The sequence below is a fragment of the Streptomyces sp. NBC_01716 genome (assembly GCF_036248275.1).
Lineage (GTDB): Bacteria > Actinomycetota > Actinomycetes > Streptomycetales > Streptomycetaceae > Streptomyces.
Map to the genome: position 1 here is coordinate 1897492 of NZ_CP109181.1, position 19266 is coordinate 1916757.

16 protein-coding genes are annotated in these 19266 nt (G+C 69.2%); 6 read left to right on the top strand and 10 right to left on the bottom strand.

Going from position 1 to position 19266, the window contains the following annotated elements:
* Positions 1–1584: an ABC transporter substrate-binding protein gene (locus OIE74_RS08135; RefSeq protein ID WP_329380079.1), complete on the bottom strand. Its 1584-nt coding sequence runs from the start codon at positions 1582–1584 to the stop codon at positions 1–3.
* Between the two features lie 130 nt (positions 1585–1714).
* Between OIE74_RS08135 and OIE74_RS08140 the strand changes: the two genes are divergently transcribed.
* From OIE74_RS08140 to OIE74_RS08150, 3 genes are read left to right on the top strand one after another with little or no spacing between them, the layout of a single operon-like run.
* On the top strand, positions 1715–2860 hold the full coding sequence (locus tag OIE74_RS08140) for a nucleotide-binding domain containing protein (protein WP_329380083.1): 1146 nt from the start codon (positions 1715–1717) through the stop codon (positions 2858–2860).
* Complete coding sequence (gene pdxA / locus OIE74_RS08145; protein WP_329380085.1) at positions 2857–3861, top strand: 4-hydroxythreonine-4-phosphate dehydrogenase PdxA; 1005 nt, start codon at positions 2857–2859, stop codon at positions 3859–3861. Before OIE74_RS08140 ends, pdxA begins: the two co-directional genes overlap by 4 nt.
* 11 nt (positions 3862–3872) lie before the next feature.
* Positions 3873–4673, top strand: coding sequence for a DeoR/GlpR family DNA-binding transcription regulator (locus tag OIE74_RS08150; RefSeq protein WP_329380088.1), 801 nt, complete (start codon positions 3873–3875; stop codon positions 4671–4673).
* Between the two features lie 105 nt (positions 4674–4778).
* On the opposite strand, the gene OIE74_RS08155 is transcribed toward OIE74_RS08150, so the two are convergent.
* The 4 genes from OIE74_RS08155 to OIE74_RS08170 all read right to left on the bottom strand — a co-directional run bounded on the left by OIE74_RS08155 (position 4779) and on the right by OIE74_RS08170 (position 11044).
* Positions 4779–7808, bottom strand: a complete 3030-nt coding sequence (locus OIE74_RS08155) for a golvesin C-terminal-like domain-containing protein (protein ID WP_329380091.1) — start codon at positions 7806–7808, stop codon at positions 4779–4781.
* Between the two features lie 70 nt (positions 7809–7878).
* Entirely contained in the window at positions 7879–9225 is a 1347-nt protein-coding gene (locus OIE74_RS08160) for a glycoside hydrolase family 16 protein (RefSeq protein ID WP_329380094.1), read from the bottom strand.
* 218 nt (positions 9226–9443) lie between these two features.
* Positions 9444–10379 carry a sugar kinase gene (locus OIE74_RS08165; RefSeq protein ID WP_329380096.1) on the bottom strand — a complete coding sequence of 312 codons (936 nt, stop codon included), beginning with the start codon at positions 10377–10379 and terminating at the stop codon, positions 9444–9446.
* Complete coding sequence (locus OIE74_RS08170; protein WP_329380099.1) at positions 10376–11044, bottom strand: bifunctional 4-hydroxy-2-oxoglutarate aldolase/2-dehydro-3-deoxy-phosphogluconate aldolase; 669 nt, start codon at positions 11042–11044, stop codon at positions 10376–10378. The genes OIE74_RS08165 and OIE74_RS08170 overlap by 4 nt, the downstream gene beginning before the upstream one ends.
* Positions 11045–11182: 138 nt before the next feature.
* Between OIE74_RS08170 and OIE74_RS08175 the strand changes: the two genes are divergently transcribed.
* Genes OIE74_RS08175 through OIE74_RS08185 form a run of 3 tightly spaced genes read left to right on the top strand, consistent with a single transcriptional unit; the run spans position 11183 to position 13982 of the window.
* The gene (locus OIE74_RS08175; protein ID WP_329380102.1) at positions 11183–12349 is read left to right on the top strand and encodes a mandelate racemase/muconate lactonizing enzyme family protein; all 1167 of its coding nucleotides are present in this window, start codon (positions 11183–11185) and stop codon (positions 12347–12349) included.
* A 2-nt stretch (positions 12350–12351) separates the two neighbouring features.
* Positions 12352–13266: a dihydrodipicolinate synthase family protein gene (locus OIE74_RS08180; RefSeq protein ID WP_329380104.1), complete on the top strand. Its 915-nt coding sequence runs from the start codon at positions 12352–12354 to the stop codon at positions 13264–13266.
* Positions 13263–13982: an SDR family NAD(P)-dependent oxidoreductase gene (locus tag OIE74_RS08185; protein WP_329380107.1), complete on the top strand. Its 720-nt coding sequence runs from the start codon at positions 13263–13265 to the stop codon at positions 13980–13982. The genes OIE74_RS08180 and OIE74_RS08185 overlap by 4 nt, the downstream gene beginning before the upstream one ends.
* Positions 13983–14077: 95 nt before the next feature.
* Here OIE74_RS08185 and OIE74_RS08190 read toward each other — a convergent pair whose 3' ends face one another.
* From OIE74_RS08190 to OIE74_RS08210, 5 genes are all read right to left on the bottom strand, one after another.
* Positions 14078–14983 carry an SMP-30/gluconolactonase/LRE family protein gene (locus tag OIE74_RS08190; protein ID WP_329380110.1) on the bottom strand — a complete coding sequence of 302 codons (906 nt, stop codon included), beginning with the start codon at positions 14981–14983 and terminating at the stop codon, positions 14078–14080.
* Entirely contained in the window at positions 14983–15792 is an 810-nt protein-coding gene (locus OIE74_RS08195) for an IclR family transcriptional regulator (protein ID WP_329380113.1), read from the bottom strand. The genes OIE74_RS08190 and OIE74_RS08195 overlap by 1 nt, the downstream gene beginning before the upstream one ends.
* Before the next feature lie 114 nt (positions 15793–15906).
* Complete coding sequence (locus tag OIE74_RS08200; RefSeq protein WP_329380117.1) at positions 15907–17211, bottom strand: ABC transporter substrate-binding protein; 1305 nt, start codon at positions 17209–17211, stop codon at positions 15907–15909.
* Between the two features lie 38 nt (positions 17212–17249).
* Positions 17250–18134, bottom strand: a complete 885-nt coding sequence (locus OIE74_RS08205; protein ID WP_329380120.1) for a carbohydrate ABC transporter permease — start codon at positions 18132–18134, stop codon at positions 17250–17252.
* Positions 18131–19072: a carbohydrate ABC transporter permease gene (locus tag OIE74_RS08210; RefSeq protein WP_329380123.1), complete on the bottom strand. Its 942-nt coding sequence runs from the start codon at positions 19070–19072 to the stop codon at positions 18131–18133. The genes OIE74_RS08205 and OIE74_RS08210 overlap by 4 nt, the downstream gene beginning before the upstream one ends.
* Positions 19073–19266: the final 194 nt, after the last annotated feature.

Consider the following 19266-nt stretch of genomic DNA (forward strand, 5'->3'; position numbering starts at 1 on the left):
TCAGCCCTCCAGACCGACGCGCGCGAGCTGGTAGGAGTTGGTCGCTTCCAGCGTCACGTCGGTGACGCGGTTACGGAAGGCCAGCACCGAGTTGGGTACGAACGCCCACATGCTCGGCCATGAGTCCCACACCACCTGCTGGGTGCGGGCGGTGATCTTCTGCCGTCGCTCGGCGTCCACCTCGGCGTAGGCCTGGTCGAGCAGCGCGAGTACCTCGCGGTTGACGTAGCCCTGGTAGGTGTCGCGGGTGCGTTCGCGTTCCGGCGTGCCGCCGTACATCCCCTGCAGGATCGGCAGCGCCGCACCGACGGGAGAGGCGTATCCGTTGCCGAGGATGTCCCAGTCGCCGGCCCGGCCCTGGCGCCACTTGGAGATGTCGCCGCCCGGCTCGAACTGACGGAGCCTCACGCGGACGCCGATCTCGCCGAGCATCTGCACGACGGCCTCCATCACACTGGTGTCGCCCGCGAACTCGCCTGTCTCCCAGATCAGCGTGAGCCGCAGATCGCCGTCGGCGATGCCCTCGGCTTCCAGCATCTGCTTGGCGCGGCGCGGGTCGTAGTCGTAAGTACCGCAGGACACGGCGCCGTTGAGTGTCTGGGCCACGGGCCCGACAGCGGGCTGCGCGGAGCCGGCCAGGACCTCTTCGGCGAGCCGTTCGCCGTCCACGGCCAGCGAGAGCGCCTGGCGGACCGATGCCTTGGACAGCGGATGGCTGTCCGGCTTACGGAAGTTGTAGAAGAGCTGGTTGATCCGGGTGCCGCGCACCCGCTCGAACGACACGTCCGGCTGTCCGCTCAACTGGTCGGCGGAGTCGGGGGTGATCGTGTCAATGATGTCGATCTCGCCCGAGCGCAGTCCCACCACCCGGTTGGATTCCTCGGGCACGAACCGCACCTGTGCCTGCTTCACGCGCGCGGGTCCGCCCCAGTAGTCGCGGTTGCGGCGCAAGGTGTACTCGCCGGTGCCGCGGTTCGACGCGGTGACCACGTAGGGGCCGGAGCCGACGCCGGACTGGAGTTCCTCGGGCACGTTCGCCGCCGCGGGCGTCACGAGGATGTTGGCCATCAGATAGTCGAGAACCGGCAGCGGGCGGTTGGTCTCCAGCGTGAACGTCCGCTCGTCCACCGGCACGACCGTCGGCCACTCGGGGAAGAACCCCGCCAGATAGGAACCGCTGACCTGTTGATACATCGTGAGCGCGGTGCTGACGTCCTTGATGCGCACCGGACTGCCGTCGGAGTAGCGAACGCCTTCGCGCAGCCGCACCGTCCACTGTGTCGGGGCGGTGAGCTCGAACGTGTCGGCGAGCACGGGCACCGGGGAGAGATCGGTGCCGATCCGGGTCAGCCCCTGGCGGACCGCGCGCTGCACGGTGACCGCCGCGTCGAACTGATTGAGCTTGTTGTCGAGTGAGACGAGTGAACGGTTCAGCCCGAGGGTCACCGAGCCGGGCGGCGGACCGCCCGTGGGACTGGCGCAACCGGCGAGGCTGCCCGCGGCCATCGCGCCCCCGGTGACGCCCAGTGCCTTGAGCAGTGTTCGTCGGGATATCTGTGCCTTCTGTGGCATCACTTTCCGCATGTGGAACCCTCCGTGGCTCGCCGGCGCCATCGCCGTAGGAGCACCTGTGGCTGCGCACTCTGGCACCCTTGCACGCTATGCGCAATACAGATAGCGTGTTTCACGCAGAACAAGTTGTGGGGAGGTGCGAATGAGATCTGCTGAGATCATGGGCTCGGCACTGTGTGACGACCTCAGCGGTGCCGCGGAGGCCGCTCTGGCTCTTGGTATCGATACAGTCGATCTTGCGCGTTCCGCGCAGGACACGGGGGCGCGGGTGGTCGACCTTGATGTCCGTCAGGCCTCTCCGGAGACCGCCCGCGCCGCCGTTCGAGCGGGGCTGCCACAGCGACGCCAGGCCTTCGTCAAGATCGACTCGCTCCTGCGCGGCAACGTCGAGGCGATGGTGCGCGGAGTGCGCGATGTGCGCTCCGGCCTGGTGGTCTGTACCCCGGCGTTGCCGGTCGCGGGCCGCCCCACACTCAACGGGCGCGTGGTGCTGTCCGCCGAGCCCGGCATCGGCGAGCACCGCCCCGACTCCGTCGAGGACGCGCTCGGGGATCTCCCGGTCACCCATGTGAAGCTCGACGAGCTGCGCTCGCCCGGCCTGCGCGATGCGCTCACGCAGGCCGCGCGCTCCGGGCGGATCGCGGTCTGCGACGCGGAGACCGACGCCGATCTCGACCTGCTCGCCGCCGCCACCGTCGCGACGACCGGCGGTGCCGACGACGCCGGCGACATCACCGCTGTCGGATCCGCCGGGCTCGCGGCGGCCTTCGGAAGGTTGCGTCCTGCGCGAACCACGCAAGTCCCGTCCACCGTGTCCGCGACAGTGCTCGTCGTGGTCGGCTCCGCCGAACCGGGCGCGCGCCGCCAGGTCGAACTGCTGGCCTCCAGCGGCGCGCGGCTGGTCGAGGTGGACCCGGCGACCCGTGACGTTCCCCGCTTCGAGCTCACCGGGGGCCGCACGGTGCTGACCCTGTGCCCCGCGCCGCTCGATCCCACCCGCGCCCGTGCGCTCGCCGTACACCTCGCGGGCCTCGTCCGCGAGGTCGTCGCCCGGCACGACGGCCCGCTCCGGCTCGCCCTCACCGGAGGCGAGACCGCACGGCGGGTACTCGACGCGCTCGGCGTACGACGCCTCCACGTGCTCGGCCAGGTGCATCCCGGCGCCGTGCACATGCGTACCGACACCGGGCTGGAGATCGTGACCCGGCCCGGCAGCCACGGCGGCCCGGACAGCCTGCTCATGATCGCCAACCGGCTCCACCAGCCTGCTCTTCAGGAGGAACTGTGAACTCGCCCTTGCCCGCCATAGCCATCACGATGGGGGACGGAGCCGGAATCGGCCCCGAGGTCGTGGTCGGCGCGCTCGCCGACGCGGCCGTGTACGAACGGTGCCGTCCCCTCGTCATCGGGGACGCCCGCCGCCTGCGCGAAGCCGCCCTGGTGCGGGGTGAGACGGTCGAGGTGGTGGCCGTCGAATCGGTGGCCCAGGCCCGGTTCGAGCCCGGCCGGATCGATGTCATCGATCTCGGTCTGCTGCCCGACGGCCTGGAGTGGGGAAAGCTGAGCCCGGCCGCGGGCGAAGCGGCGTACCAGTACGTGCGTGTCGCGGCCGAACTCGCGGTCGCCCACGAGGTGCAGGCCATCTGCACGGCGCCGCTGAACAAGGAGGCGCTGCACGCCGCGGGGCACATCTACCCCGGGCACACGGAGTTGCTCGCGGCGCTGACCGGCATCGAGGAAGTGTCGATGATGCTGTCGACGCCCAAGGTCAAGGTCATCCATGTGACCACCCACATCGGCCTGATCGACGCCATAGCCAGGATTGATCCCGGGTTGGTGGAGCGGACCGTACGCCGCGGCCACCGGGCGATGCGCTCCTCGGGTGTCGAGGCACCCGTCATCGGGGTCTGCGGGATCAACCCGCACGCCGGGGAGAACGGCCTGTTCGGTGCCGGTGAGGAGGCGGAGAAGATCGAGCCCGCGCTGGAGAAGCTGCGCGCCGACGGCATCGACGCGCGCGGCCCGCTGCCCGCCGACACCGCGTTCTTCCTCGCCGGGCGCGGAGACTACGACCTGATCGTGGCCATGTACCACGACCAGGGCCACGGCCCGGTGAAGGTGCTCGGCATCGAGGCGGGCGTCAACATCACCGTGGGACTTCCCGTGATCCGCACATCGGTGGACCATGGAACGGCCTTCGACATCGCGGGAACCGGAACAGCCGAAGTAGGTAGCATGATCGAGGCCCTGCGCCAGGCTGCGGACCTGGCCCCGGCTTCGGTCGGCTGAAGGGACAACGAGTGGCTCGCGATTCCGAACTCCGCAGACAGGCCATCGTCCAACTGGCCACCACCACAGGGCTCGCCAACGTGGACGAACTCTCCGGGCAGTTCGGAGTGACCGCGTCGACCATCCGGCGCGATCTCGCCCAGCTCGAACGCGCGGGCGCCCTGGCCCGCACCTACGGCGGCGCGATGGCGCTCGTCGCGCACCCTGAGGCCAGCCTCCGCCAGCGCGTCGGTGAGGCGTTCGAGGCCAAGCAGTCCATCGCGCGCTGGGCCGCGCGCCAGATCGGGGCCGGGGAGACGGTGCTGCTCGACGCGGGCACCACCACCGGCGCGCTCGCACACGAGCTGCGGCACGGCCCCGCGCTGACAGTGGTGACCACCGGCATGACGGCTCTCCAGGAGCTCTCTTCGGCCGACGCGGTGACCGTGGAGTGCCTCGGCGGCCAACTCCGGCCGCGGAGCCAGGGTTTCATCGGCCCCCTCGCCGAAACCGCCCTGGAACGCCGCACGTTCGACCGGGTATTCCTCGGCGCGGACGGGGTCACCGCCGAGGACGGCATCTGTGAGGCCGACATCCGGCAGACCCGGCTCAAGGAGCTGATGGCGCGCCGCAGCGACCGCGTCTATCTGCTGGTGCACGGGGCCAAGATCGGTCGTCGTCCGTTCCACGCCTGGGCTCCGCTGCCTCCGAAGTGGACACTGGTCACCGACGAATCGGCCACCGGCGCCGATCTCGACCCGTTCCGCGCCAAGGGGATCGATGTCGTGGTCACCGACGAGAACGGCGACGACGTGTCCGGCGGCCGGAGCTGACCGCAGGGTGAGCGACGGCGCTCACGCGCCGGTGCGGGCGTGCGTCACCGTGCCCGGCACCGGCGGTTCGGCCGGTGCCGGGCACGGGTCCTGCTCAGCCTCCTGTCACTTCGGTACGAACTTGACGTAGCTGGTGCGCAGATAGCTGCTGCCCGCGCTGTTGGAGACCGTCACGTCACCGGCCGATCCCTGGGCGAACTCGAAAGTTCCGAGCGAGATCCACCGGTTCCCGCCCGCGCTCTGGCCGATGTCCACGGCTTTCGTGCCACCGGCGTGGGTGACGGTGTACCGGGCCGCCGTGGTGCTGTTGGGATGGCTGGGCACCCACGCGAACACCTCGTAGCCGCCGGCCGCTCCCAGCTCGGGGCGCCACGTGGCCGTCGCCGAAGTGTCGTTGCTGGTACGCGTCTTGGAGCCGAGCCAGCCTGCGACGCTCGACCCGGTCCAGGTGCCCTTCTCGGTGTAGCCCGCGTCGTCGATGCCGATGATGCTCATGGGCAGTGGCGTGATCCGTACGGACGACGGCTTGGACTCGTTGCCCGTCTGGTCCACCGCGGTGACGGCCAGCTCGTGCTCGGCGTTGTTCGTCAGATCCTCGACCGGGAAGCCGAGCGCGCGCAGGTGCGCGTCGACCGGGTTGCCGTAGGGCTCGTCGGTGATCCGTCTGCCGTCCACGTACACGTGGTAACCGTGCAGGTCCACCTCAAGGCTCTGGTCCCAGTACAGCACCGCCGCCTCGTTCGTCGCCTCCGCGGCCACGCGGGCCGGTGGTGCCGGTGGCTTCGTGTCGGCCGGTGTCCTCACCGACAGCGGTGCCGAAGGCGCCGACTCGTTGCCGGACCGGTCGACCGAGGTCACGGTCACCTTGTGCGTCTGGCCGGCCAGCATCTCGTACAGGCGGAACGAGTCGCGCCGCACCGGCTTCCAGGTGATCCGGCGCCCGTCCAGGTAGACGTGGTGCCCGAGTACGTCGTCGTCCTGGGCGGGGCTCCAGCGCACATGGAGTACGGCGTCGCCGTTCGACGCGTTCGGCTGGACGAAGGCGTGCGGATTGCGCGGCGCGGCGGGCCGCCGCGCGTCGTCCCGGGGCGCGGGAACGAACTTCACCGCGTCCGCGTGCATGAGCCCGTGGGAGCCCTCCTCCCTGCCCAGTTCCACATAGCCGTCAGATCCGGCGTCGAACGGGAAGTTGCCGAGCCGGACCCAGCGGTCCGTCCCGCCGCTCGTGTCCGCCGCCACCTCGGTGGTGCCGCCCGCGTGGGAGACGGTGTAGCCGGCCGGGTCGGGCGTCTCCGTACCCACGCGGGCGAACTTGACCACGTTGGTGCGCAGGTAGTTGCCGCGAGCGGCGTTCGAGACGGTGACGTGCCCGTCGGTGCCGGCCGCGAACTCGTACTCGCCGAGCTCGACCCAGTCGTTGCCGCCGGTGGTCTGATCGATGTCGGTGGAGTCGGACCCGCCGGCGTGAGTGACGGTGTACCGGGCCGCTGTCGTGCTGACGGGGTTGGCGGGCGACCACGCGTACACCTTGTACGTGCCGGCTTCCTTGAGGTCGGGGCGCCACTCGGCGGTGGCCGAGGTGTCGTTGCTCGTCCTGGTGGGGGTTCCGTCCCAGCCCCGGATACTCGACGCGGCCCACCGGCCGGTCTCCGTGTAGCCGGTGTCGTCGGTGCGGGTGACGGTCTCGTTGTCGCCCGCGGCGTCCGGAAGCCAGGCGTAGACGTCGTAGGTGGTGCGCTTGGGCAGGTCGGGCGTCCAGCGGGCGGCCGAGGCTGAGGCGGTGGCCCAGCGGGTGCCGGTGCCCCGCCAGCCGGTGACCGCGTCCGACGCGCCCCAGGTGCCCCGCTCGCGGTAGCCGTCGTCACCGTTGTCGACGACCACGGCAGGCACGAACTTCGCGGCGTCGGCACGCAGGATGCCGCCGCCCGGACCGCCGGTCACACGCACGCCGCGGCCGGCTTCGGGCGTCATCGGGTAGGAGCCGAGACTGACCCACTGCTGGCCTGCCCCGGTCTGGTCGACGACGACTTCGGTCTCTCCGCCGTCGTGGGTCACTGTGTAGGTGGCGGCCTTGTGCCCGGTCTTCAGGAAGCTCGGGTTCCACACGAACACCTCGTACGGCTGGGCTGACCGCAGCTTCGGTGTCCAGCGGGCCGTCGCACCTGGGTCGTCGGAGCGGCGGAGCTCCTTGTCCTGGTATCCGAAGACCTCGCGGTGCCCGTCCGTGATCTCATCCGCCCACCTGCCTGTTTCGGCGTACCCGCCGTCGCCGTTGTCGACCACGACGGTGTCCGCGGACTCGTCGTCACCGGTGTCCACGGGCGCGTAGTACCGGAAGTAGTCCCAGGTGGTCTCGCCCGGCAGGTTGGTCTCGTCGACCGGGGAGGTGTAGCCGAGCGTGGTCAGCCAGATGTTCTGCAGTCCGTGCGGGCCGGCCTTGGGCAGTGTCTGGGTCAGCTTGCCGTCGATGTAGTACCGCACCTCTGTGGGGGTCCACTCGAAGCCGTAGGTGTGATAGCCGTCGGACGAGTCGGGGCCTTGGTACAGCCGGCCGGGGTTCCCCACGTGGTGCGGTACGAACCAGTGCGAGACCTGGGTGAACTCGTCGGGGGTGTGCGAGTCGACCTCGAAACCGTCGATCTCGTTCACCCGGTTGTTCGGCCCCTTGTACTTCGGTGTGTCCGGCACATAGTCGGCCAGGCCGGTGGTCCACATCGCGGAGTGGAAGCCCTGGTCACCCCAGAGCCGGGCGCGTGTCTCGTAATATCCGTAGCCGAACGTCCGCTTGCTGATCACACCGCCGCACGTGTACTCCATTCCGTTGCGGTCCTCGCGCTTCAGCGCGATGCGCATCAGCCCCTGGGACACGGATACGTTGTCCGGGCTGTTCGAGCAGATCGCCTTCTCGCTCTCGCGGTAGTGCCACTCCGCTTCGTCGAGGCCCTTGCCTTCCGCGTCGACGCCGTCGAACTCGTCGGACCAGGCCAGCTCGTATCCGGGCGCCGGCGCCCCGGCCGGCGCCGCCGCCTCCGGGGCCGCGGCCGGGGCTGCGGACATCGCCGACGACGCGGGCACGAGGGATATGGCGACGGAGGCCGCCAGGAAGGCGGCCACCACCGTTCTGCGGACGTTCACAACTCGGGCTCCTCTACGGGCGATGAATGGCTCGGGGTGAAGGCGGCCGTCAACAGGCTCATGGGGTTTCTCAGGGGGACGTCATGGCGACGTCGTCGACACTGAAGGGCTGGTTGTAGCCCTTGACGCCCCACTTGCCTTCGGCCAGGGACCTGTCGGTGACGCTCATGATCCCTGTGCCGTTGAGCTTGGCGGTCAGCCGGGCGTCGTGGAGCTCGAAGCTCAGCCGATAGGTGGTCCCGGGATCGATCGTGGTGCTGTGACTGGCGAGGGTGGTCACTGAACCAGCCACCTTCTTGACGAGGGTGACGGTGTTCGTCTCCGGGAAAAGGCGCAGGTAGTAGTAGTTGTCGGCGTCCGTGTAGCGTCCGACGATGCCGGCTCCGCCTCCGGTGCCCGACAGTTCGACCGCCGCGGAGAGCGTCGTGCTCCGCCACTTCGGGAAGTGCGTCGCGGTGGCGGTGTAGAGGGAGTACACGTCCCCGGAAGCAGTGTTGCGGTACGCGTGGTCCCCGCCGTCGGCCGTGACGGACCAGGAACCCCCGACAGGGGTCCAGTTCGCCGCTGTACCGCTTTCGAAGTCGTTGTGGTAACTGGTCAGTGAGGCGGGCACCGATGCCGGGACGGTCGCGGGAACGGCGCCGTCGCTGGAGTAGTAGCGGACCCAGTCGACGTTCATGGTGCCGTAACTGTGTCCGGCCGGATCGGTGAGTCCGTCCAGCCGGCCCACCTGCGGGATGGTGGACAGCCAGATGGACATCGGACTGTTCGGAATCGAGGTGTAGGCCAGCGACCCCTGCTCGGTGCCGTTCAGGAAGAACGTCGTCTTGCGCGGTTCGTACAGCACCCCGTAGGTGTTGTAGTTCCTCCCGTCCGGGGTGCCCATGGTGCGCCGCTCGGAGGTGGACTGCTTGATGTCCTCCTGGCCGGACAGCCAGGTGAGGTAGCCGCCGTGGGTCTGGCCCTTGAACGACTCGACGATGTCGATCTCGGTGAAGCCGGCGTTGTAGTCGGGCTTGGCGTACTGGCCGTCCCAGATCTGCGTCCAGAACGACTGGTGGAAGGGGCCGGTGTTCGGGGGAAGCTTGACCCGGGCCTCGTAGTAGCCGTAGCCGAAACGCTTCTTCGTGGTGATACCGCCGCCTCTGAAGCTTGAGGTCTCCGTATTGGCGGTCGAAACCCGGGTCTGGTCGATGCTGAGACTTCCGCCGGTGACCTTGACGTTGTCGTCCGAGACCCAGGAGCTCTGGCGGGTGCGCCACGCGTTGGCGTCGAGGCTCGTGCCGTTGAAGTCGTCGGAGAACACGAGCTGGTAGCCGGCCGGCGCGGTGGAGCCGGGCGGAGGATCGGCATGGGCGGGCGTGGTGAGTGTCGCCGCGGCGAGGGTGCCGACGAGGACGGCACTCGCGCATGCCATCACCCGTGTTCTTGCGCGAAGCAGAAGACTCAACGGCTTTCCTGTCTCTGGAAGCGGCGTGCGGGCAGATGACGTCATCAGCTCTCCGGTAGGCGCATCCCTATGGTGAATGACACATCCGAATTGCTCGCAGCGTAGGAGTGTTCATGGATGCCGTCAATCATGTTGCACGCGAATCTTGTTGCAGGCGATCGGCCGGCCCGGCCCGGCCCGGTGGCTCATCGCAGAGCGGTGCCGGAGGTACGTGTGAGGAGCCCAAGGTCCTGGCGGGTGGGCAGGCCTTCCCAGTCCCCGCGTGTTCCCACGCAGAACGCCCCTGTGGTGGCCCCGCGCCTCAGACGCTCCCGAGGGGGCAGGTCGTTCAGCGACGCGGAGAGGTAGCCGGCCACGAAGGCATCACCGGCGCCGACGCTGTCGACCACGGTGACCGGGAGGGCGTCCTGGTGGTGTTCGGCGTCCGCTGTACGGCAGTACGCACCGGCGGCTCCGGCGGTGACGACGACCTCGGCGACCCCGTGGGCGAGCAGGTCGGACACCGGATCCGGTGCGTCCGTGAGGATGTCGAGTTCGTCGCTCGACGCGAACACGATGTCGGCCGAAGGCAGCAGGGGGCGGAGGGCCCCTGCCGCTTGCCGGCGGGTCCACAGGCGGCTGCGGTGGTTGACGTCCAGGCTCACCCGGACTCCCCTGGCGTGCGCGGCAGTTGCCGCCGCGAGCGTCGCCGCCCCGGCCGCCGGCGAGAGGGCGGGGGTGATCCCGGTCAGGTGCAGCAGCGACGGCGAGGCGTCCTCCAGTGCGGCAAGGCACTCCTCGGCGGTGAGCAGTGAGCCGGCGGACCCTCTGCGGTGGTAGCTGACTCGCGTGATGTCGTGGACCGGCTGGTCGAAGGCGACGAGTCCGGTGAACGACTCCGCCGTGGAGCGGATGAAGCGGGTGTCGACTCCTTCGGCACGCAGTGTTCGGCGGATGAGCCGGCCGGGCTGGTCCTCACCGACCACGCCGAGCCATGCGACGCCGTGGCCGAGCCGGGCAAGACCGATGGCAACGTTGCTCTCGGAGCCGGCCACGGACAGCCGCGCGGCGCCGCCGAGTTCGAGAGGTACGGGGGTGCGCACGGACACCATTGCCTCGCCGATCGTAAGAACGCCGCTCATCGCGTCTCCTGCCCGCGGTCGCGGCCCACGGCGTGGCGGGGCTCCACCGCTTCGAGGAATGCCGCAGCGCGTTTTGCCAGGTCGTCCTGTGCCCGCGGTGCGTCGGTGGCCCCGGCGGGGCCGAGGAGAGGGGACCCGACGCCGACGGCGACAGCGCCCGCCGCGAGGTACTGGGGTGCCGTCTCGCGGTCGACGCCGCCGACGGCCACCAGTGGCGCTCGGGGCAAAGGGCCCCGCAGTTCGCGCAGGTAGCCGGGTCCGTGCTGACCGGCCGGGAAGATTTTCACAGCCGTGGCGCCGAGGTCCAGCGCGGTGATGACCTCCGTGGGGGTCAACGCGCCGCACAGGAGCGGGACTTCGGTCGCGGCGGCGCGGCGGGCGCCCGGCGTGATCCCCGGCGTGACGATGAAACCGGCGCCCGCGGCGGACGCGGCGTCGGCCTGGTCGGCGGTCAGTACGGTGCCCGCGCCGATGAGGACGGCGGGCGGGCACTGCGACCGGGCCCGGGTGATCGCGTCGAGGCCGCCCGGCGTGGTCAACGAGACCTCCATCGCCGTGACGCCGGCGTCGATCAGGGTGCGCATACAGCGCAGGGCCCGCTCGGCGCTGTCGGCGCGGATGATGGCGAGGAGCCTGCGCTGTGTGATCTCTTCCAGCAAATTCATGCCATTTCCGGTTCTGGGCCATGACGCGGCAGCGGTCGCGGTCCGGTGAGGGGCTTGACCAGCCCACGGTGGATGGATGTTTAATCCATCATGCGCAAGTATTGAACCGCAATACGAATCTCACACTCTGGAGGCACCATGCGGGTCACGCAGGTTCGGACATACGTCCTGAAACAGCCCACGGAGTCTGCCTATCTGGGCAAGCTGAACGACGGATCGGCGCCGGCGCCGGACCTGGGCTACTTCGTGCGCCCGCCGTGGCGAAGCCTGTACTCGGCCCATATGGAGACCGTCCTCGTCCGCGTCACGACAGACGAAGGGGCAGAAGGGTGGGGCGAGGCGCTCGCTCCGGTCGGTCCCGAGGTCGTCGCCGCGATCATCGACCGCATGCTGGGACCGTGGCTGGTGGGCCGGGATCCGTCGCAGGTCCGGCCTCTCTGGGACGGCATGCGCGATCTCATGCGTGAGCGCGGCCATTTGACGGGGCATCAGGCAGACGCGCTGGCCTCTCTGGACATCGCCTTGTGGGACCTGGCGGGCAAAGCGTCCGGTCTCCCCGTGGCCCAGCTTCTTGGCGGGGCCTACCGCACCGAGATCCCCGCCTACATCTCCGGTCTGCCCGAGCCGACGGACGAGGGCCGCGCCCGGCTGGCCGCCGAATGGGCGGCTCGGGGAGCCTCCATGGTGAAGCTCGCTCTCGGCAACGGCATCGACGAGGACCTCGCCACCTATGACGCGGTGGCCGCTGCCGCGCCGAGTCTGGGCATCGCGATCGATGCCCACTGGGTCTACTCACTCCCTCAGGCCCTGGAACTCGGGCGCGAACTCGACCGCCGGCGCGCCCTGTTCTTCGAGGCCCCCCTGGCGCCCGAGGACATCGCCGGCCACCGCGAGCTGGCATCCCGCCTCACCACCCCGGTCGCGGTCGGCGAAGCGATGCGCAACCGCTACGAGTTCCGTGACTGGTTCGACCACAGGGCCATGGGGCTGGCCCAGCCGGACGTCGCCCGCACGGGGATCACGGAGGCCATGACCATCGCCACGCTGGCCGACGCCCGCCACATCCCTGTGGCCTGCCACCACTCCGTGGGCCTCGGCGTGGCACTCGCCGCCGGGCTGCACGTCTCCGCGGCCGTGGCCGACAGTCCTTTCTTCGAGTTGCAGCCGACCACACTGCCCTTCGCGCAGCGGATTCTGCGGACCCCGGTCAACAGCACCGCCGCCGGGTTCACCTTGCCGCACGGGCCAGGGCTGGGCATCGACATCAACCAGGACGTCCTCGACGACCTCGTTCAGGGAGGCTGACCATGACACGCACCGCCACCCCCATCGGACTCGTACCGATTCTGGCCACGCCGTTCACCACCTCCGGTGAGCTGGACCTGCCCTCCCTGCGCTCCCTCGTGGAGTTTCAGCTCGACGCGGGTGTGGACGGCCTGGCGGTCTTCGGCATGGCGAGCGAGGGCTTCGCGCTCGCCACCGACGAGCGAGCGGCCATCCTGCACGCGGTCAGGGACGTGGTGGGCGACGACCTGCCGATCGTCGCCGGAGTGAACGGCACCAGCACGGTGGTAGCCATCGAACAGGCCCGGCACGCCGCGGCCGGTGGAGCCGACCAGTTGATGGTTCTCCCCCCGTACCTCGCGAAGCCCAGCCAGCGGCAACTTCTCGAATTCTTCGGCGAAGTGGCGGCGGCGACAGACGCGACGGTCATGGTGCAGGACGCCCCCGGGGTCACCGGCGTCACGATCGACGTGGCGACGGTGGCGGCCCTGGGCCGCGTTTCCGGCATCACCTCGGTGAAAGTGGAGGCACCGCCCACCCCCGTCAAAGTGGCAGCGGTGACCAAGGCCATCGACGACCTGGCGGTTCTCGGCGGTCTCAACGCCGCCTCACTGATCGAGGAGTACGACAACGGCAGCGTTGGCACCATGCCGGCCTGCGAATACTCCGACCTGCTCCGCGGCATCCTCGACGACCTGGCCGCCGACCGGCGCCCCCAGGCGCGTTCGGCGTTCGGCCGTCTGCTGCCGCTGATTCACCTCGGCACGCGCCCCGGCCAGGCGTGGGCGGTGCACAAGGAAGTGCTGCGCAGGCGCGGGATCATCGAGTCGGGCCGGGTCCGGCTGCCCGCACAGGAACTTGAGCCGGTCACGGCCCGCGCGCTTGACGAGATCCTGGCCGAACTGCGGCTTCCTTCCTGGCAGAAGGTACCCGCGTGAGCCGGTCGGTGCTGCTGATCGGCAGCTCTTCTCCGATCGGGCAGGCCATCGCCGCCGGCTTCGCCGAGGCGGGGGACAGGGTCGTCGGCATCTCGTTGGACGGCACGGCCGGCCCTCACCTGGTGGAGGCACTCGCTCTCGACGTCAGTACCGAGGAGGGGGCTGACGCGGCGGTGGGCCGTACCGTGGAACGGCTCGGCTCCCTCGACGTCCTGGTCCTGGCCGCTTCGGTGATGGCGCCGGCGCCGGCCCATGCCGCCACCGCTGACGACTGGCATCGCGGCATCACCAACACCCTGTACACCGCCTTCTTCCCTGCCCGAGCTGCTTTGGCGGTTCTGCCCAGGGGAGGCAGCATCGTGGCGGTGAGTTCCGTCAACGCCACCCTTGCCGCGCCGTGGCTGCCCGCCTACTCGGCGGCGAAGTCCGGGGTCGAGGGGTTGGTGCGGCAGCTGGCGCTGGAGTACGGCCCACGCGGCATCCGCGTCAATGCCGTGGCTCCGGGGATCATCGACAACGACGACCTTCCGAAGGTCACCGAGGGGTACCCGCTGGGCCGGGTCGGCCGACCCGGTGACGTCGCCGGCGCGGTGTTCTACCTCGCGGCGGCCCCCTTCGTCACCGGCGTCGTGCTGCCGGTCGACGGCGGCCTGTCCATCGCTTCTCCCGCCGCGTTCCTCCGCCCCGACCTGCGGAGCAAGCTCCTGGGGGACTGATCGGCTCCAGGCATGACGAAGCGGGGCGCGGGCACGTGGCCCGTGCCCCGCTTCGTGCGGGACGGAGGTGCGCGGGACGACCGGACAGCCTGCTTCTACGCGGTCGGCTCTCCCGGGACCCGGGCGCGGGGGGCGGCAGGCCCGCCCACCGCGACCTCGACGGTGTAGGTCCAGCCTGACGCCGCCTCGCCGGGCAGCGTGGCAGTGCAGATGACAAGGCGCGAACCCAGCAGAGCGCACGAGGTCGGCCGGGAACAGGGCATGGTGACGCGCTGGAGCACCTGGCCTTGTGGGCTCAGGCGGACGACGGCCGCGGCATCCCACAGCGCCACCCACAGACAGCCCTCGTCGTCGACGGTGATCCCGTCCGGGACACCGGCCGGCACGGACAGCGGCGGTCCGGCCGGGCCGAGCAGTTCACCGGAGGCCGCCTTGACGCGGTGGATCAACCGGTGGCCGCTGTCGACGGCGTAGCACGTCGAACCGTCGGGGCTCCAGGCGATGCCATTGGCCGCGAGCATCCCTGCCCGGACGACGCGGCCGCCGACGGATGTGCCCTCGTGGTCGAGTACATGCAGTCTTCCCCACGGCTTGAGAGGGCGGGGAACACTCATCGAGCCCACCCAGAAGCGTCCCTCCGCGTCCACGGCACCGTCGTTGAGACGGGCCGTGTCCGTATCGGGCTCAAGGACGGCCAGCGGGGTCGGCGCCGTGCCGGCTCGCCAGCGGAACACCGTCCCGCCGGACGCGAGCAGCCACCCACCGCTCGTGGTCCGCACGGCACAGCCCAGCGGTCCTGGCACCTCGATGAGCGGTTGGGCCTCAGGCTCCCATGCCGCCACGGGATCGTCGGGTGCCGCGTGGGCGAGCCAGAGACGCCCGGCGACCAGGTCGACCCAGCTCACCGTCCGCGTCTCGGCATCGAAGCGAGGAGACTCTCCCAACTCCGCGCGAGCGAAGCCTGTGCGTACGATCTCCTTTTCCAGGGCGCTGTCTCCCACTAACCCAGGGACACACGCGGCTGCGGTGCGCGGGCGATGGTGAAGCCCAGCGCGACGGATACCTCGTCGGCGGCCTCGACCACCATCAGCGCGAGCTCCCGCAGGCGCCGCGCGTCGTCCAGTTCGGAGAGGGGACCGCTCACCGACAGCGCTGCCACGACCTCTCCCCCGCGGCCGCGAACGGGAGCGGCGACGCAGGCTCGCCCGAAGGCGAGTTCCTCGATCTCCGTGGCGTAGCCGCGGCTGCGGGCCTCGGTCAGCGCGCTCTCCATGGCGGCGAAGTCGGTGATGGTGTGGGGGGTGTAGGCGAGGCCGAGCCCCTTGGCGTAGAACTCGCGGACGTACTCCGGGGTCTGAGCCGAAAGGAACGTCTTGCCCATGCCGGTGGCGTGCAGCGGTGCCGTGCGCCCGGCCATGGTGAACGACTTGGGGGACTTCGCCCCCTCGAAGTTCCCGAGGTAGAAGAGCTGGTCGCCGCGGAATTCCGCGAGATTCGCGCCGAGTTCCGCGACATGGGCCAGGTTCTGGGCGATCTGCCGTGCGGCACGGAAGATCGACGAGCTGTTGAGCGCCACCGATCCCAGCGTCACCACGGTCGGGCCCAAGCGGTACAAGCCCGTCCGGGGGTCCTGTGCGAGGAAGCCCATGCGGTCCAGTGAGGAGACCATGCGGGACACGGTCGACTGCCCGAGATCAGTCTGGGCGCAGAGCTCGGAAATCCGCAGTTCACTGGTCTCGTCGGTGAAGCAGGCGAGCAGCGACATCGCGCGTTCGACTGCCTGTGTTCCGGCGCCGTGTTCGGCTGCCATGGTTCTCCTGTCCTATCGGCGGCGTCAACTGACCATTTTACATCGGCCATCCGCTTTGTGGGTTACGTTTCCACGCACGCGCCCGTCCCCGCAGTGGTGCCGGGCCGGCATTCGTCACCCCTGCTCAAGGGCGTCGTCAACCTTCTTCCTCAGGGCATTGAGACCGCTCTGGACTCCGACCTGACCAGCGAGGATGGAGGCGACGCCCTCGCCGATCGCCGTGTCGATCTGGGCCGTGGTGGACAGCGTGTCCCAGGCTCCGAGCCGGGCGTGCTCGGCCACCGCGTCGGCGAAGCTGGTCTGGAACGTGTCCTTCCGCAGGGCATCGATGCGGTCGGCGACATTCTTGTCGGCGGGCGGCAGCGCGGACTGCTCGTACAGCGCGGTCACCGCGCCGAGGTCGCCGGCCGCGTAGGAGATGAAGTCCCTGCTGGTCTTCTCCCCCTTGCCGGCACTGCAGGACAGTCCCGCGCCCCAGAAGCGGTTGTAGGAGGGGAGGCTCTGGACGGTCGGTCGCCGCAGGGGGCGTACAGCGGCCTGCAGCGCCGCCGAGCCACCGTTGGACTTCACGAACGTGTTGGCCAGGGGGGCGTCGTCGTACATGACCGCCTGTCCGCGCGCGAACATGATGCGCGCGTCGGTACGCGCGACGCCCGACTTGGTGAGCTTGGCGTCCTGGAGCTCCTTGTACCACTCGACGGCGGCGACGCTCTCCGAGTCGCCGATGGTGCACTTCAAGTCCTTGGTGACCACCTCGCTGCCCCAGCCCCACATCCAGTGCACGGCGTCCTTCAGGTCCGGGTTCTTCGTGACGGCCGCGTACGGGACGAGGTCGGGATCCTGACGCTTGATCTTCTCCAGTGCGGTCGCGAATTCCTCGACGGTCATGCCGCTCTTGAGACCGGTCTCGTCGGCGATCCGGCCGTCGCACACCAGGCCGATGCCGGAGGCCGTCAGAGGGAGCATGTAGAGCTTGCCGTCGAGACGCAGTCCGTCGAGTACCGCCCGCGGCAGGTCCATGCCTTCAGCGAGATCGGAGAGGTCGGCGAGAATGCCCATGGGAACGAGCAGTTGCCACGGGCCCTGGGAGACACCGTTGAAGGAGCCCGACTTCGCGGCCAGTGCCAGCTGGGTGGAAGCCTGGTCGTAGGGGTATATGACCGGCTTCACCTTCTTGCCCGACTTCTTTTCCCAGCCCGCGATCACGGCCTGCCACGCCGCCTTCTGGGAGTCCTCACCGAGTGCGTTGCCGTAGAGCTTGATCGTGTCGATCTCCGACGCGTCGCCGCTGTTCGCGGCGCCGCCGGGTGCGGAAGTTGAGCAGGCTGTCAGGCCGAAGGCGCTGGAAAGGCCGAGGGCTCCAAGGCCCGCGAGGACTCCTCGCCTGGTCATGGCCTGCCGGGGGGCATTGTGGGACATGATGGCTCCGTCGTGTGTCGGGGTGGGAAACGGGCGGCTCAGCCCTTGACTGCTCCGGCCGCCAGGCCGGAGACGAAGTACCGCTGCAAGGCGATGAAGATCAGCGCGAGCGGCAGAGAAGTGATCACCGACGCGGCCATCAGGGCGGGCCAGTCGCCGGAACCCTCGTGGATGAAGGCCGAAGTCATGCCGACGGGGAGAGTCTGCTTGTCCGGGCCGGCGAGGGTCAGAGCGAACAGCAGATCGCTCCAGCCACGCATGAAGGCGAACATCCCGGCCGTGACCAGGCCAGGCGTGATCAGCGGAAAAATGATCCTGAACAAGATCGCCAGGTTGGACAGGCCGTCCACCTTCCCAGCCTCGATGATCTCGTCCGGCAGCCCGTCGATGATGCCTTTCAGCAGGAACACGGTGAGCGGCAAGGTGAACGTGGTGAACGCCAGAACCACGGCCGTATACGTATAGAGGAGCCCCGCGGCGCTGAACATCAGGTACAGCGAGACCAGAAGCAGCACACCCGGAACAAGCTGCCCGACGAGGAACATGACCATGAAGAGGTTGCGTCCGCGGTAGCGGAACTTCGACAGCGAGTACGCCATCAGTCCGGACACCAGGACCGAGACCGCCGCGGTCCCGGCCGAGACGATCACCGAGTTGCCGAGCGCGGACAACAGCGCGGTGTCCTCGAAGAACGCGCCGAAGTTGTCGAGAGTCGGGTTGAACGGGAAGAACGGCCGGTCTTTGGAGAAGACATCCTCGCGCCGCATGAACGCGGTGGCGACCAGCCAGTACACCGGAAGCAGCCCGAAGAGACCGAGCACCGACAGGCCCAGCTTGCCGAGGACGCCGAGCGTCGGCCGGGTGATGCCCTCACCCACATGGCGTGACCGGCGCCGGGCCGGCGGGAACGGCACAATGCTCACCTTCGCGCCTCCAGTCTCTTGTTCAGCAGGAAGTACGCGGCGCACACGACGGACAGGGCGACCAGCCACAGCACGCCCATGGCGGCCGCGCGGCCCAGGGAGAACTCGACGAACGCGTACTGGTAGATGCTCACCGCGAGGGTCATGGTCGAGGTTCCGGGACCGCCGCCCGTCATCACGAAGATCATGTCGAACGAGCCGAAGTTGTAGATGAACTCCAGCATGGTCACGAGCGCGACCGGGCCGATCAGATGCGGCAGTGAAACGTGCCAGAAGCGCTGCCGGCGGGAAGCGCCGTCGATCGCGGCCGCCTCCAACTGCTCTCGCGGCAGGGTCTGCAGGACCGCGAGGACCACCACCATCATCCAGGGGAAGGTGTTCCACGACTTGGCGATGATCACCGCCGCCAGGGCAGTGCCCGGCGCCCCGAGGAAGTCGACCTCCGGCAGACCCAACTGCGACAGAACGTGGTTGAGCACGCCATAACTGTCATTGAAGATCCACGCCCACAGAAAGGAGACGACCACGCCCGGCAGCAGCCAGGGAAGCATCAACACGCCTCGCAGCACGGCACGCCCCTTGATACGGGCGTTGAGGAGCAGAGCGATCCCCGTACCGAGCAGGAGGGGGAGGACCGTCGCGAGAACGGAGAACACGAGCGTGGTCCCCAGGCGGTCGACGAAGTCGGGCCAGACCTCGGCGTAGTTGCGCAACCCGACGAATGACCGGCCCGGCCGTATGAGGGATTGGTCGAACAAGCTGGTTCCGAGGCTCGACACCAGCGGGTACACCGCCACGGCGATGAAGAGCGCCACCGCGGGGGCCGCGAGCATGAACCCGAAGGTGCGGTCGCGCCCGTTCAGTGAGGAGCGTTGCCCGGCCCGCCTCGGCGGGCGTGCGGGGGCTCGCACCGGCGGACGTCCAGTAGTAGTCGTCATATCAACTCCTTGCGATGCGAGGGACCATATCTCAGAAGCTGCATCTGGTAAATGGATATGAAGCCCACATTATGGCGAGCTACTCCGCTGCACCGTGGACGAGTTGCCGGCCTCGGGCCTGACCTGGCCACTCATGTGACGTTTCGCGGGTGGGGTGCGCTGGGTAGGAGAGGTCGCCCATGTGACGGGTGCGC

Excerpts from the sequence above, each read along its gene's own strand:
- OIE74_RS08135 (WP_329380079.1), bottom strand. The coding sequence starts at position 1,584 with ATGCGGAAAGTGATGCCACAGAAGGCACAGATATCCCGACGAACACTG.
- OIE74_RS08140 (WP_329380083.1), top strand. The coding sequence starts at position 1,715 with ATGAGATCTGCTGAGATCATGGGCTCGGCACTGTGTGACGACCTCAGC.
- OIE74_RS08160 (WP_329380094.1), bottom strand. The coding sequence starts at position 9,225 with ATGGCATGCGCGAGTGCCGTCCTCGTCGGCACCCTCGCCGCGGCGACA.
- OIE74_RS08165 (WP_329380096.1), bottom strand. The coding sequence starts at position 10,379 with ATGAGCGGCGTTCTTACGATCGGCGAGGCAATGGTGTCCGTGCGCACC.
- OIE74_RS08170 (WP_329380099.1), bottom strand. The coding sequence starts at position 11,044 with ATGAATTTGCTGGAAGAGATCACACAGCGCAGGCTCCTCGCCATCATC.
- OIE74_RS08175 (WP_329380102.1), top strand. The coding sequence starts at position 11,183 with ATGCGGGTCACGCAGGTTCGGACATACGTCCTGAAACAGCCCACGGAG.
- OIE74_RS08180 (WP_329380104.1), top strand. The coding sequence starts at position 12,352 with ATGACACGCACCGCCACCCCCATCGGACTCGTACCGATTCTGGCCACG.
- OIE74_RS08195 (WP_329380113.1), bottom strand. The coding sequence starts at position 15,792 with ATGGCAGCCGAACACGGCGCCGGAACACAGGCAGTCGAACGCGCGATG.
- OIE74_RS08200 (WP_329380117.1), bottom strand. The coding sequence starts at position 17,211 with ATGTCCCACAATGCCCCCCGGCAGGCCATGACCAGGCGAGGAGTCCTC.
- OIE74_RS08210 (WP_329380123.1), bottom strand. The coding sequence starts at position 19,072 with ATGACGACTACTACTGGACGTCCGCCGGTGCGAGCCCCCGCACGCCCG.